Origin of the sequence: Kushneria halocnemicola (assembly GCF_965650455.1) — a bacterium.
Lineage (GTDB): Bacteria > Pseudomonadota > Gammaproteobacteria > Pseudomonadales > Halomonadaceae > Kushneria.
Window position 1 is genome coordinate 2215615 of the sequence record NZ_OZ287968.1, and the last position, 12853, is coordinate 2228467.

At 62.4% G+C, this 12853-nt stretch carries 11 protein-coding genes; 6 read left to right on the forward strand and 5 right to left on the reverse strand.

Translation table 11 applies throughout. The annotated features are described in order from the left end of the window. Positions 1–120 precede the first annotated feature (120 nt). Together ACS92L_RS10090 and ACS92L_RS10095 are read left to right on the forward strand one after the other, a co-directional pair. Positions 121–744, forward strand: a complete 624-nt coding sequence (locus ACS92L_RS10090) for a TRAP transporter small permease (RefSeq protein WP_438764601.1) — start codon at positions 121–123, stop codon at positions 742–744. Between the two features lie 57 nt (positions 745–801). Continuing rightward, positions 802–2085, forward strand: coding sequence for a TRAP transporter large permease (locus ACS92L_RS10095; RefSeq protein ID WP_438764603.1), 1284 nt, complete (start codon positions 802–804; stop codon positions 2083–2085). Between the two features lie 129 nt (positions 2086–2214). Here the strand turns inward: ACS92L_RS10095 and dctP are convergent, their stop codons facing one another. Further along, the gene (gene dctP, locus ACS92L_RS10100; protein WP_438764604.1) at positions 2215–3267 is read right to left on the reverse strand and encodes a TRAP transporter substrate-binding protein DctP; all 1053 of its coding nucleotides are present in this window, start codon (positions 3265–3267) and stop codon (positions 2215–2217) included. Between the two features lie 347 nt (positions 3268–3614). Here dctP and ACS92L_RS10105 point away from each other — a divergent pair, with 347 nt between their 5' ends. Then, the gene (locus ACS92L_RS10105; protein ID WP_438764606.1) at positions 3615–5291 is read left to right on the forward strand and encodes a Na+/H+ antiporter; all 1677 of its coding nucleotides are present in this window, start codon (positions 3615–3617) and stop codon (positions 5289–5291) included. Here ACS92L_RS10105 and ACS92L_RS10110 read toward each other — a convergent pair. Genes ACS92L_RS10110 through ACS92L_RS10120 form a run of 3 tightly spaced genes read right to left on the reverse strand, consistent with a single transcriptional unit; the run spans position 5285 to position 7952 of the window. Then, positions 5285–6148 (reverse strand): alpha/beta hydrolase, encoded by an 864-nt coding sequence (locus ACS92L_RS10110; RefSeq protein ID WP_438764607.1) that lies wholly within the window; start codon positions 6146–6148, stop codon positions 5285–5287. The two genes, ACS92L_RS10105 and ACS92L_RS10110, sit on opposite strands and share 7 nt — an antisense overlap. A gap of 41 nt (positions 6149–6189) precedes the next feature. Next, the gene (locus ACS92L_RS10115; protein ID WP_438764608.1) at positions 6190–7647 is read right to left on the reverse strand and encodes a sodium:solute symporter family protein; all 1458 of its coding nucleotides are present in this window, start codon (positions 7645–7647) and stop codon (positions 6190–6192) included. Further along, complete coding sequence (locus ACS92L_RS10120; protein ID WP_438764609.1) at positions 7644–7952, reverse strand: hypothetical protein; 309 nt, start codon at positions 7950–7952, stop codon at positions 7644–7646. The genes ACS92L_RS10115 and ACS92L_RS10120 overlap by 4 nt, the downstream gene beginning before the upstream one ends. A 222-nt stretch (positions 7953–8174) precedes the next feature. On the opposite strand from ACS92L_RS10120, the gene ACS92L_RS10125 reads away from it, so the two are divergent. The 3 genes from ACS92L_RS10125 (at position 8175) to ACS92L_RS10135 (ending at position 11398) form a co-directional block, all read left to right on the forward strand. Beyond that, positions 8175–9905, forward strand: coding sequence for an META domain-containing protein (locus tag ACS92L_RS10125; RefSeq protein ID WP_438764610.1), 1731 nt, complete (start codon positions 8175–8177; stop codon positions 9903–9905). 142 nt (positions 9906–10047) lie between these two features. Next, on the forward strand, positions 10048–10527 hold the full coding sequence (locus ACS92L_RS10130; RefSeq protein ID WP_438764611.1) for a YchJ family protein: 480 nt from the start codon (positions 10048–10050) through the stop codon (positions 10525–10527). 64 nt (positions 10528–10591) lie between these two features. Beyond that, positions 10592–11398 carry a DUF1206 domain-containing protein gene (locus ACS92L_RS10135; RefSeq protein WP_438764612.1) on the forward strand — a complete coding sequence of 269 codons (807 nt, stop codon included), beginning with the start codon at positions 10592–10594 and terminating at the stop codon, positions 11396–11398. Between the two features lie 35 nt (positions 11399–11433). Here ACS92L_RS10135 and ACS92L_RS10140 read toward each other — a convergent pair whose 3' ends face one another. Continuing rightward, positions 11434–12756, reverse strand: a complete 1323-nt coding sequence (locus ACS92L_RS10140; RefSeq protein WP_438764614.1) for an Nramp family divalent metal transporter — start codon at positions 12754–12756, stop codon at positions 11434–11436. Positions 12757–12853 lie beyond the last annotated feature (97 nt).

The window sequence follows — 12853 nt, forward strand, 5'->3', positions numbered from 1 at the left end:
GTCGGGCAGGACGATACTGGTGATATCCGCCTGCCCCTTGTTATAAAGAAGCAGGCGGGTATTGTCGGTGATGCGCTTTTCACGACAAGGACATGCTCTTTACAACAAGGACAAAATCCAATGAGCCGAATCTCATCTTCACGCAGCGATGATCAGCCCTCGAGTGCGCTGCTGCGGACGTTGCTGCTGCTTGATCGCGGGCTGGGTCTGATCGAACGCACCATCGTTGCCGGCAGCATTCTTGCCATGGCGTTTTTGATGAGTGCCCACGTCGTGGGCAACATTGCCTTTGGTCAGGGCATCGCCGGTACTTATGAAATTACCGAGATGCTGATCGTGATCATTACCTTTGTCGGCGTGGGCTACGCCGCCCGTCACGCCCGCCACATCAGCATGTCGGCCATCTACGAACAGCTCGGCGGTCAGCCCCGCAAGGTACTGCTGATGCTGATCTGTCTTGGAACGGCCGCGCTGATGTTCTATTTCAGCTACAAATCCATCGAGTACGTCATCACCCTCCATGACCGTGGCCGTACCAGTGCCTCACTGCAGATGCCGCTGTGGATCATTTATCTCGCTCTGCCCATCGGGTTTGCGCTGGCCGGTATTCAGTATGTGCTGACCCTCGTCCGCAACCTGACAAGTCCCGGCATCTGGCGCTCTCTCACGGAACAGGAGGGCTACAGCGACGCGCCGCCAACGGGCAGTGCGGCCGAAGACGCCAGCACGTCAGGCGACCGGTAATCGTGGCGATACCATTGATGACGATGGATCAATTATAACAACAAGAGGAGAGATATCATGCTGATGGGGCTTGGCGTGCTCATGCTCGTGCTGCTGTTGCTGGGGTTTCCCATGATGGTCCCCCTGGCGGCCGGCACGCTGTATATGATGTTTACCGGAATGACCTTTTTTGGCCCGGACCAGGCGGTCAGCTGGATGATCAATGGCGTTGGCAGCTGGGTGCTGGCCGCCGTTCCAATGTTCATCTTTGCCGCCGACATTCTGACCAAAGGGCATACCGCCAATCGATTGCTGGATGTGGTGGACGCCTTTACCCGCCACCTGCGTGGCGGTCTGCCCATTACCACCGCCGCCTCCTGCGCACTGTTTGGCGCCGTTTCAGGCTCGACCCAGGCGACCGTGGTGGCCATGGGCGGGCCGATGCGCCCTCGCCTGCTTAAAAAGGGATATTCCGATTCCTTTACGCTGGCCCTGATCATCAACGCCAGCGATGTCGCCCTGCTGATTCCACCCAGCATCGGTTTCATTATCTATGGCGTGGCGATGCAGACCTCGATCGGCGATCTCTTTCTGGCCGGTATTCTGCCCGGCTTTCTGATCATGGTGATGTTTTCGCTCTACTGCTGGATCGACTCTCGCCTGAAGGGCATCGAGCCGGACCCGAAGGCCTCATGGCGCGAGCGCAGGCGCGCCCTTCGCCGGGTGATTCTGCCGCTGGGCTTTCCGATTCTGGTGGTCGGCGGTATCTATGGGGGCTTTTTCAGTGCCGTCGAGGCCTCGGCGGTGGCCGTCGCCTATGCCCTGCTGCTGGAGGTGGTGATCTACCGTCAGGTTAAAATTCGCGATCTCGGCAGTCTGGCGCTCTCGACCGGCATGATTACTGCCGTGGTCTTTGTGCTGGTGGCGATCGGCGCGGCCTTTTCCCAGGCCCTGGCCACGGCCGGCGTGCCGCAGCAGATTCTTGCACCGCTGATCGAGGGCATCGGCGACAACCAGTTTCTGGCACTGCTTCTGATTGCCGTGGCCTTTTTCATCGGCTGCATGTTTGTCGACCCCATCGTGGTCATCCTGATCCTGGTGCCCATCTTCAAGCCGCTGGTGCAGTCAACCGGGCTGGACCCGGTGCATGTCGGGGTTATCGTGACCCTGCAGGCGGCCATCGGCTCGGCCACGCCGCCCTTCGGCTGCGACATCTTTACGGCCATTGCCGTTTTTCGACGCCCCTATATGGAGGTCATCCGGGGCACGCCACCCTTTATTCTCATTTTGCTGCTGGCCACGCTGATTCTGATTGTCTTTCCGCAGATTTCGCTGCTGCTGCCGTCGCTGGGCGGGGACTGAGCGCCGATCACACGCGATACTGTCCTGAACTGGCATAAAAAAATGCCGGGCAACTGCTGACCGCAGCGAATAAAAAACGCCCGCAGGTGTTGCCTGCGGGCGTTTTTATACCATCAGGGGTTTAGCAGATCAGGACGCCTGATCGCTGTCATCCCTGTCACTGGAGCCGGATTGGCTCTGATCGACCTGTTTGAGCAGGATATCCAGAGCCTGCTGACCCCGCTCACCGACCATGTCGACATAGACCTGACGGACCGGCCGGGCGAGTTCGCGAAAGCGACTGCGCTCTTGTTCATCCAGATGGATGATATTGATGTCGCTGTTGTCCTGAATGGTCTCAAGGCGCTCGGCGTTGAACTGCGTCTGGATGTCGTGCCCCTTTTGCACCATTTCCTTGAGCGTGGACTGCAGCACCGCCTGTTGATCGTCGGGCAGCGCTTCGTACCACTCCTCATTGGCGATCAGATTGCCGATGAACTGCGCCTGCTCGGCGAAGACCATGTAATCCTGCACCTCATAAAAGCCCATGTTTTCGTGGGCAAAGACCGGCTGGATGTTGCCCTCGGCCTGGCCCTGCTGGAGCGCGCTGTAAAGCTCGCCGTAGGCAATGGTAATGGGCGCGGCGCCATAGGCCTGATAGGTGGCGCGCAGCAGGCTGTTGTCCATGACGCGAATCTGCAGGCCCTTCATGTCCTCGGGGGTGCGAATTTCCTTGTTGGCAGTCCACACCTGGAAGCCTTCCGGAACGGCCGCCAGCGGTACCAGCCCACGACTGCGAAACGACTGCTGCCATGCCTCGCTTTGCATGAACGCATCGGAGTTGAGGATCTCCGCCGTTTCCAGCTGATCGTTGGGCATGACGTAGTTGAGACTCATCAACTGACTTTCCGGCACCGTGCCCCCCAGAAAGCCCGACCCGAAGGAGATGGGAATGGCGCCACTCTGGAGCGCGTCATACAGGGCCGAATAGTTGGAGCCCCAGACGCCGTAGGGGAGAATCTGGACAGTAATATCACCATCGCTGTTTTGTTCGATCAGATCCTTGAAGGCCTCTGCATAAGCGTACTGGACGCTGCCTTCGGTTTCCTCAAGGCCAAAGCGCCATGTGTCGGCGAGCGCAGAAGATGCTGCCCCCATCATCGAAAGGGCGAACACTCCGGTCATGACATTACGAATCTGCATACGGATACCTTTAATAGTTGTTTATCCGACTTCAGAAAAGGACAGGCGGCATCCCCCTGTCAAACCGTGTAACAGGACGCGATGCCGTTCTGCCGAAGGAAACTCACTGTATCACAGCTTCTGGCTCCCTTTTGTCGACCGCCAGGCCCCGAGCGACGGCCATTTATGCGCTGGCGCGGGGGCCGGGTCCGATCGAGAGGGCGCTGATTTCACAAACACGCTGAGCTCATCAATGTACCGGCAGCGCCTTGCTGTCGGCACGCCCCTGCCTGCGGAAATACGGTATGCTGCCTTGCGCCTCGTCTACCGTGACGACGCCTTTCCACTCCATTCGATAGCCTGAAGCCATGGATGCCGTCTTTCTCGTACTGATTCTGCTGCTGGTGGCCTCTGCCACCGGTGTCGCTGCCCGTTTTCTGCCGGCACTGCCCACCCCCCTGGTGCAGATCGCCTTTGGGGCGCTGCTGGCCCTGCCGGGCATCGATCTGAACGTGGAGCTTGAACCCGAGCTCTTTTTGCTGGTGTTTATCGCCCCGCTGCTCTTTGCCGATGCCAGACGTTTCCCCCAGCGTGAGTTCATGGTGCTTCGCGGGCCGATACTGGCGCTGGCGCTGGGCCTGGTGCTCTTTACCGTGCTGGGCGTGGGCACCTTCATCCACTGGCTGTTGCCGGCGCTGCCGCTGCCGGTGTGCTTTGCGCTTGCTGCCATTCTCTCCCCCACCGATGCCGTGGCCGTATCGGCCATCTCGGGTCGACTGCCGGTGCCGCCGCGTTTGATGCGCATTCTGGAAGGCGAGTCGTTGATGAACGATGCCTCGGGCCTGGTGGCCTTCAAGTTTGCCGTGGCCGCGGCCCTGACCGGCACCTTCTCGGTGGTGGATGCCACGCTTGGCTTTTTCATCATCTCGATTGGCGGGCTGTTGGTGGGGGCAGCGGTCGCGTTTTTGTTCAACGTGATCCGCACGCGCCTGATCGAGCGCCATCTGGGCGAAGGCTCGACCATCCAGATTCTGCTGTTGCTGCTGCTGTTGCCCTTTGCCGCCTACCTGCTGGCCGAGCACTTTGGCATGTCCGGGGTGCTGGCCGCGGTGGCGGCCGGCATGGTCATCAACCGCACGGATCTAAAGCGCGAAAGCCAGATCAACATGCGCATGCAGACCAAAAGCGTCTGGGAGATGCTGGAATTTACCCTCAACGCGCTGGTCTTTTTGCTGCTGGGCTTTCAACTGCCGGATATTGTCGGCGGGGCGCTGGATCACTCGCTGCATGATGTGGGCGACCACGAGTTCCTGCGGCTTCTGGGCTATGTGGCCGTTATCTCGACCGCGCTGTTGCTGTCCCGGTTTGTCTGGGTATTGAGTGCCACCTGGCTTCAGCGCCTTTTTTCAAAAGAGCGCCGGGCCGCCATCTCGATGCGCGTCATGCTGGCGGCAACGCTTGCCGGCATTCGCGGCACCATTACGCTTGCCGCCGCGCTGTCGCTGCCGCAGCTGATGAATGACGGCACACCCTTCCCGGCCCGCGAGCTTTTGATCTTTCTGGCCACCGGCGTGATCATGTTCACCCTGATTACCGGCAGCATCGGGCTGCCGCTGGTGCTGAAAAATCTTGATCTGCCCCGAGACACCCACGAGTTTGAGGAGGAGCGTCGCGCCCGGATTGCCGCCGCCGAGGCCGCCATTCGATGCATCGAGGACTTTCACCATCAGCGCGCGGGAACCTTTACCCACGAGCACCACAGTGAAGAGTTCATCATTGCCTTCAACGACATCAGCTCTCAGCTGATGACGTGGTATCGCCAGCGCCTGGAGCTGGGGGACAACACCATCCCCACACCGAGACTCGAAGCCATTCGCGCGCTGGAACGGGAAACCCGCGTGGAAGCGCTGCGCGCCGAGCGCCGGGAGTACTACCGCCTGCGCGGCAAGCACCACATCAACGATGACGTGCTGCGCAAGCTGGTGCGGGAGGTGGATCTGGCCGAAACCGCGCTGACCGGTGACACCGGCCATGCCCATCACTGAGCGCTGATTGACCTGCCGCCCGAACGAGGCGGCGTGTCATGCACAAAGGCATCCACATCATCGAGCACCGGCCCCAGCCAGCGCAGCGGCCAGGCCAGTGCTGCGATCAGCGTCACGTGACTGGTGCGATCAGCGTACGCCTCAGACACCGCGACCCCGTGTGTGCGCAGCGCTTGCGCCATGCCGGCGGTATTGCGAATCGGATTCACCGTGGTGTCGCGATGCGAGGCCATCAAAAGCGCCGGTGGCGAGCGGTCGCTGACATGCTCGATGGGCTGGGTATCGCTTGAGGTGTTCGGCCAGTCAAAGACGGGACGGGCATCCTCGTTGGTAATCGGCAGAAAATCGTAGGGCCCGGCAAGACCGATCCAGCCGTCCAGAATATCGGGTGACAGCGACTGCGCGGCCAGAAAGCGCGAATCCAGCGCCACCATGGCGGCGTTATAGGCCCCGGCGCTGTGGCCCATGACGAAAAGCCGCTGCGGATCGCCGCCATAACGATCGATATGGCGATAAGTCCAGGCCAGCGCCTGCGCCGTGTCTTCGACAAAGCCCGGGTAGCGCACCTGCGGATAGAGCCGGTAGTCCGCCACGACCGTCACTATCCCGCGCGAGGCCAGCGCTCGACCGACAAAGCGATAGTCCTCGCGCGCGCCCTCCCGCCAGGTGCCGCCGTAGAAAAACACCACCACCGGCGCCTGGCCCTCGGCATCCTTTGGCTGATAGATATCCAGGCGCTGGCGCGGTCGCTCCCCGTAGGCGATCGCCTCAAAGCGCTGTGTATGGCCGCCGGGTGTCAGCGTATTGATGACATCCACGCCCGAACAGCCCACCAGTACCGGCAACAATAGCAGCATCAGCCACCATCGCCACCCCTGTCGATATTGACCCTGTGATGTCAAAATTCTCTGGCCACCTCATAAAAGCGCTGTAGCGTCGGCATGGAGGCCGGGCGGGTCCGCCGGGACACCACGACAAACAGCGGCAGATTGAGCAAAAGCCCCCAGAAGCCGGCATGCACGCCCAGCGGATTGGGCCAGATGACGGTCAGGGCAAACGTCACCGCAAACCCCGCCAGAAGCCCCGCCATCACGCCGCTGCGGGTGGCCCCGAACCAGAAGAACATGCCGATAAACGCCGGCAGCACCTGGGCGGCAAAGCCCAGACCGACCAGCAAAATCATTACCAGATTGCCAGGCTCGCTGATCGCCAGCACTGCCACCAGTGCCAGCACGGGAAAGAGCATCCAGCGTGCCAGCCGCGCGGTGAAAGCATCATCAAGACGCAGCGCCGGCTGCACGACATCACGCGTGACCGACAGCGCCACCGAGTGGATAAAGGGCTCGCACGAAGACATCGCCGCCGCCAGCGTACCCGCGCCCAGAAGCCCGGTCAGCCACACCGGCATGGTCTGCATCGCCATTTCAAGTGCCACCGTATCGGCGCGTGACAGGGTCGGCAGCGTAAAAATGCCGATAAAGCCGACCACCACCATGGGCAGAATGACCACGTAATAGGTCGGCAGCCAGGTCGCGCTGCGGCGGATCGTCTCGCGTGAGCGCGCGCTCATCCACTGCGTCCAGACCGGCGGCAGAAAGGAGAGCATCGACACGATGATCGACGTGGTCCAGAAAGCAAAACTCATGTTGCCGCTGGCCCCCGGCAGGGTCATGAACTCGGGGCGTTCGGCGGCCAGACGTTCAAAGAGCGCATCGGTCATCCAGCCGCCCGTAAAGTCATGCACCGCCCAGATGCCCACCAGCCAGGCCACGAACAGCATGAGCCCGCCCTGAAAGGCGTTGGTCATGCCGATCGCCCGCTGACCGCTGATATAGAGATAGGTCCCCATCACGCCCAGCACCAGCAGCACGCCGGCCCAGACCGGGATGAGACCGCCGCTCATGACGCCCAGAATGTAGGCCGCCCCCATGGTCTGCAATACGGCGTAGGCCAGCGTACCGATGGCCATGACCAGCGCCGACAGGGCGCCCAGCGCCGTGCTCTCGAAGCGATCGCGAATGGCACTGCCCTGAGTCACATGGCCAAAACGCGCGCCCAGCGTCCACACCTTCGGGCCGAAATACCAGGCCACCACGGCCAGATAGGAGAGATAGATCACGACATAAAAGACCGCCACACCGCGCGAGAAGGCCCAGCCCGGCGCGCCCATGAAGGTGTAGGCGCTGACGCTGCCGGCGCCGATCAGCAGATAAAGCACCAGGCCGTTCATGCTGCGCCCGGCCACGCCCCACTGCTCGAGCGCCGTCATGGCATGACCGCGCCGAGCGCGGATGCCAAGCCACAGCGCCAGTGCTATATAGAGAAGGGTCAACCCCAGGGGCGTCATGCCTGTCATGGCTCCCGAAGCTCCTCCGAGGGCTGATAATGGGCAGACCGGCGTTCGCCGTGCCCGCCTGACAGCAGCCGGTTGGCCAGCGCCATCAGCGCGACACTGGCGAACACGATGACATAGCTCCACAGCGCCATCAGCGGCAGCCCGGCGGCCACCACGGCTCGGTTGAAAAGCATGATGACCGGCCAGCAGCCGGCAGCCAGCAACAGCGCGAAGGCGGCCAGCAGCCAGCGCGCGCGACGACTGCGGGGCATGATGACCCGACGACGCAACTTTTCGGCGCCCGGGCCGATATCATTGTCAGCCATATCCTGTCCTGATGTGACGCCCCTTGATGCGGGCAGTGTCAAGCGTAAAAGAGGCGAAGGATAACAGTGTGATGCGACAGCATGTAACAATCATCACTTTGATCACATCTTTACCCTCACACCAGGGTATGCTTGCACCCTATAACCATTATGTGCCGATGTTTTCATTCGTACCGACGCCCTCCCGGGACAGGTAGCATGATCAACGCGACAGGAGTTTCCATGCGACACGCATTCAGGCCAACGCTCACCACGCTGGCACTGGCCACCCTGATGGCAGGATGCGCCAGTTCCGGGTCTTCATCCTCGAATTATTACGCCACGGCGCTGACCAACATCAGCGGCGCGAAGGTCAATCTGACCGGCAATCGTCTTGACGCCTGGGTGGGCTGCAACCACTTGAGCGCCAACGCCCGACAGGACGCTGCCACGCTGGAGGTCGGCGAGATCGCCTCGAGCGCCATGGCCTGCCAGCCTTCGGATGACCGCCGCGAACAGGTGCTTGCCGAATTTCTCAAGCGCGGGCCCAAGCTCGACAAGACCGGCGACATGTGGCTTCTGCGCGACAACGTTCACGCCGTGGTCGTTCACACCAATACCGACCCGCAGCTGACACACGCAAGCTTTGGCCCGAATCCGGCCGGGCGTAGCCCTGATGCCAGCGACAGCGAAAGCGCCCTGGCCATGAATCGCGCCATCGAGCGTGAAACCCGTGAACAGGCGACGGCCCGGCCGGCAAGCCGTGCGCAGGCACAGCCGGCCGCCGTCACCCCTGCTGCCTCGGCGCCGGCACCGCAACAGCCTGCGCCCGAGCCGGTCGCCGAGCACCCGAAACTTCAGTTCTACAGCCAGGTGGATGCCGGCGCGCCGATCACCCACGCCCGATCACGGGCCGTGGCACAGGCGCCGACAAGCGCACCGATCAATACCGCCGCCGAGCGCACGCCCATCGGTCTGGACAGCCAGATCCATACCGGCGACACGGTGGCCCCGGCACCGGCGCGCACGATGGCTCAGGCGCCTGCCGTCGAGCCGGTCAACACCGCCGCCGAACGTGCGCCCATCGGTCTGGACAGTCAGATTCGTACCGGCGACACGGTGGCCCCGGCACCGGTTCGTACCGTGGCTCAGGCCCCTGCCGTCACGCCGATCAACACCGCCGCCGAACGCGCCCCGATCGGTCTGGGTGATGAGATCCGTACCGGTGACACACTCGCGCCGGCACCGGTTCGCGCCGTCGCTCAGGCGCCGACTGTCGAGCCGATCAACACCGCCTCCGAGCGCGCCCCGATCGGTCTGGGTGATGAGATCCGTACCGGCGACGTCGTCGCGACTGCCGCACCGGCCTCAGCCCGACAGACCCCGGTACAGGTAGAGCAGCAGGCGCCGGCGCAGATCGCCCAGAGCCGCCCGGCCCCGCGTGGCGCGACCACCACGGCCCTGCCTGCGCGCGACGCCGTTCAGGCCACCCGCCTGTCGCAGGAAGAAACACAGGTATTTGCCCAGCAGTCACCGCGTCTGGATCTGTGGCAGCAGATGGGTGCCGACAGCTGGCAGCTGGCACCCCAGCACACGCCGCAGGAAAGCGCGCCCTGGCAGCCGGCCGTTGAAACCTCGCGTCACGCCTGGTTTGCCAGCCTGCTCAAGGGCGACACCACGGACAACCTGCCCGACATGACCGTCACGGCCCCGCGTGAAATACGCTCCTACGCGGTCCGTGAAAGCAATCAGTGGGTGCTGTACTCGGGGGAACCGATCGACCAGTCGCAGGAGAAGGTCCTGTCCGACGAGCAGCATCAGAAAAAGGCCGCGCCCGAGCTGACCGATCGCGACGCCATCAGCGACAAGAGCGTCATCACGACCTCGCGTCTGGATGAAAGCGCGCTGGAGCGTGGCGTTCGTGCCACCACCTCGCGTGCCCTGACCTGGCTGAGCACGCGCTTTCAGGCCTGATCGCCATATCTGATCTGCTTCTCGACATCCGGCCGACAGTCTCTACACTGTCGGCCGGTCTTGTTTTATCGCGACCACTTCCCTTATCGGCACCCCGCTTGTCTGCATGACGTTGATCAGCGCACTACCCAAGGCTTGACCCATGACCACCGATTTCATCTGCCCCTGCTGCAGCGGAAACCATTACGACCACTGTTGCGGCCCGCTTCACCGGGGAGAGCAGACTGCCGCCACGCCCGAAGCCCTCATGCGCTCGCGCTACAGCGCCTTTGCCATGGGCGGGCTGGGCGAGTATCTGTTCAACACATGGGCGGACAACGCGCCAGGGCGCCCGCCACAGGACGCTCCCATGCTCAACGTGCGCACCGTGGACTGGCAGCGCCTTGAGATCGTTCAGACACGTACCCACGGCGCTCAGGGCATGGTGGAGTTTCGGGCGTGGTATCTGGAGGACGGCGCCGAGCACATTCTTCACGAGCGCTCGCATTTTCGACGCAGCGCCGGGCGCTGGCGCTATGTCGACGGCGTCATCGACCCGCCTGCCATGGCCCGCGCCGGGCGCAACGACCCCTGCCCCTGTGGCAGCGGCAAAAAGTACAAGAAGTGCTGTGCCGGCCAATAAAGGCTGGTAAATGCCTCCATTGTTTCCCAGACTTCAGGGTTCACCCTGACAATCCGGAGTTGGCTTGGACCATCCCAGCGGCAATACCCAGCGTCTTGTGACCATTGCTGCCCGATGCGGCTACACCGCCAAGGGCATGATCTACATCACCATCGGCTGGCTGTCGATGATGGCCGTACTGGGCATGGGCGGGCGCAACGGGGGCTCCTCGGAAGCCGTCAGAGAGCTGGCCACTCAACCCTTTGGCAGCGTTCTTATTACCCTGCTGGCGATCGGGCTGTTCGGCTATACCGCCTGGCGTCTGGTACAGGCCATCATTGATGCCGAAAGAAAGGGGCGTGACTGGAAGGGCATTCTGACCCGGCTGGGCTATGCGCTCAGCGGCCTGATCTATGCCGGCATCGCCATCAACTGTATCGAGCTTTTGATTGATGGCGGCGGCAGCAGCTCCAGCGATACCAGCAGCCAGACCCGGACCGTCATGGCCCATCCGGGCGGGATCGTTGCGATCTTTCTGGTCGGGCTCGGCTTTCTGGGCGTGGGCCTGCGCCAGATCTGGCGCGGCTGGCACCACAGCTATGAAAAGAACTGGCATTTAAACGAGATGAGCCGCACACAGCGCCTCATCGCCGCCAACGTCTCACGCATCGGTCTGACCGCGCGCGGCATCGTCTTCATGATCGTGGCGCTTTTTTTGTGTCTGTCGGCCATCAACACCAACCCCGACGATGCCCGCGGGCTGGGGGGCGCGCTGGGCGCCGTCGCCGAACAGCCTTTCGGCCCCTGGCTTCTGGGGCTGGTGGCCCTGGGGTTGATTGCCTACGGCGGTTACTGCCTGGTCAACGCCCGCTTTCGTGACGTGAACGCCTGAAGCGCGGGTCGCCAGAGGCCGGCCCCAACCGGGCGCTAGAGGCCCTGAAAGACCTCCGCAACCAGCCGGACGTTGAGCACCAGAATCAGCAGGGCGATGGCCCAGGTCAGCGTCTTGATCTTCCAGCCGATGGCCATCTCCCCCATCCAGTCGCGTCGCGAGACAAAGCGGATCAGCGGGATGATGGCAAACGGCAGCTGCAGCGACAGCACCACCTGACTGAGGATCAAAAGCCTTCCCACGCTCTGATCGCCGTAGACTTGGGTGACATACAGCACCGGCACGATCGCAAGCCCCCGGGTGATCAGGCGTCGGACCCAGGCCTTCATGCGAAGGCGTAAAAACCCCTCCATCACGATCTGACCGGCAAGCGTTGCCGTCACGGTTGAATTGAGCCCGGAAGCCAGAAGCGCCACGCCAAACAGCGTGGCGGCGATACCGGCGCCCAGCAGCGGACTCAAAAGGCCATAGGCCTCCTCGATCTCCACCACCGTCTGCCCGGCGCTGTGAAAGACCGCCGCGGCCAGAATCAGGATGCCGGCATTGACGAACAGCGCCAGCGACAGGGAGATCGTACTGTCGAGGGTGGCAAAGCGCAGCGCCTCGCGCTTGCCGCGGGTGTTTTGCTCAAAGTCTCGCGTTTTGACCAGCGCCGAGTGCAGATACAGGTTATGCGGCATGACCGTGGCCCCGATGATGCCGATGGCGATATAGAGCATCTGCGGATTGGTCACAATCGCTGGGTCGGGGCTTAAAAAGCCGTCGGCAATGCCGGCAAGGGAAGGCTGCGCCAGTGCCAGCTCCACCACGAAGCAGGCGAAAATCATCGCCATCAGCGACATGACAAAGGCTTCCAGCCAGCGAAATCCGCGGCGCATCAGCATCAGCAGCACCACCGTATCCACGATGGTGATCGCCGCCCCCAGCCCCAGCGGAATACCGAACAGCAGCTTGAGCGCCACGGCGGTGCCGATGACTTCGGCCAGATCGGTGGCGATGATCGCCAGCTCACACAGCGCCCAGAGCGCCACGTTGACCGGCCTGGAGTAGTGCTCGCGACAGCTCTGCGCCAGATCGCGCCCACTGGCAATCCCCAGCCGCGCGCACAGCGACTGCAAAAGCACCGCCATCAGGTTGGAAAGCAGGATCACGCATAAAAGCGTGTAGCCAAAGCGCGACCCGCCCTCCAGCGAGGTCGCCCAGTTGCCCGGATCGATATAGCCCACCGAGACCATGGCGCCCGGCCCGAGAAAGGCCAGAAAGCGTCGAAAGGCACTACCGCCGCGGGGGACGCTGACGCTGCCGGGTACAATATCGGTGCCCACCGGCGAGCGCGGTCGTCTGGATGTCGTGCTCATGAGGAACCTTCGTTGAAGCAAACCTTAAGAACACTAGGGTAATACAATTATACCGAGGTTAAAAAGAGCCAATCAGGTCATTCCGCCAGACAGGGCC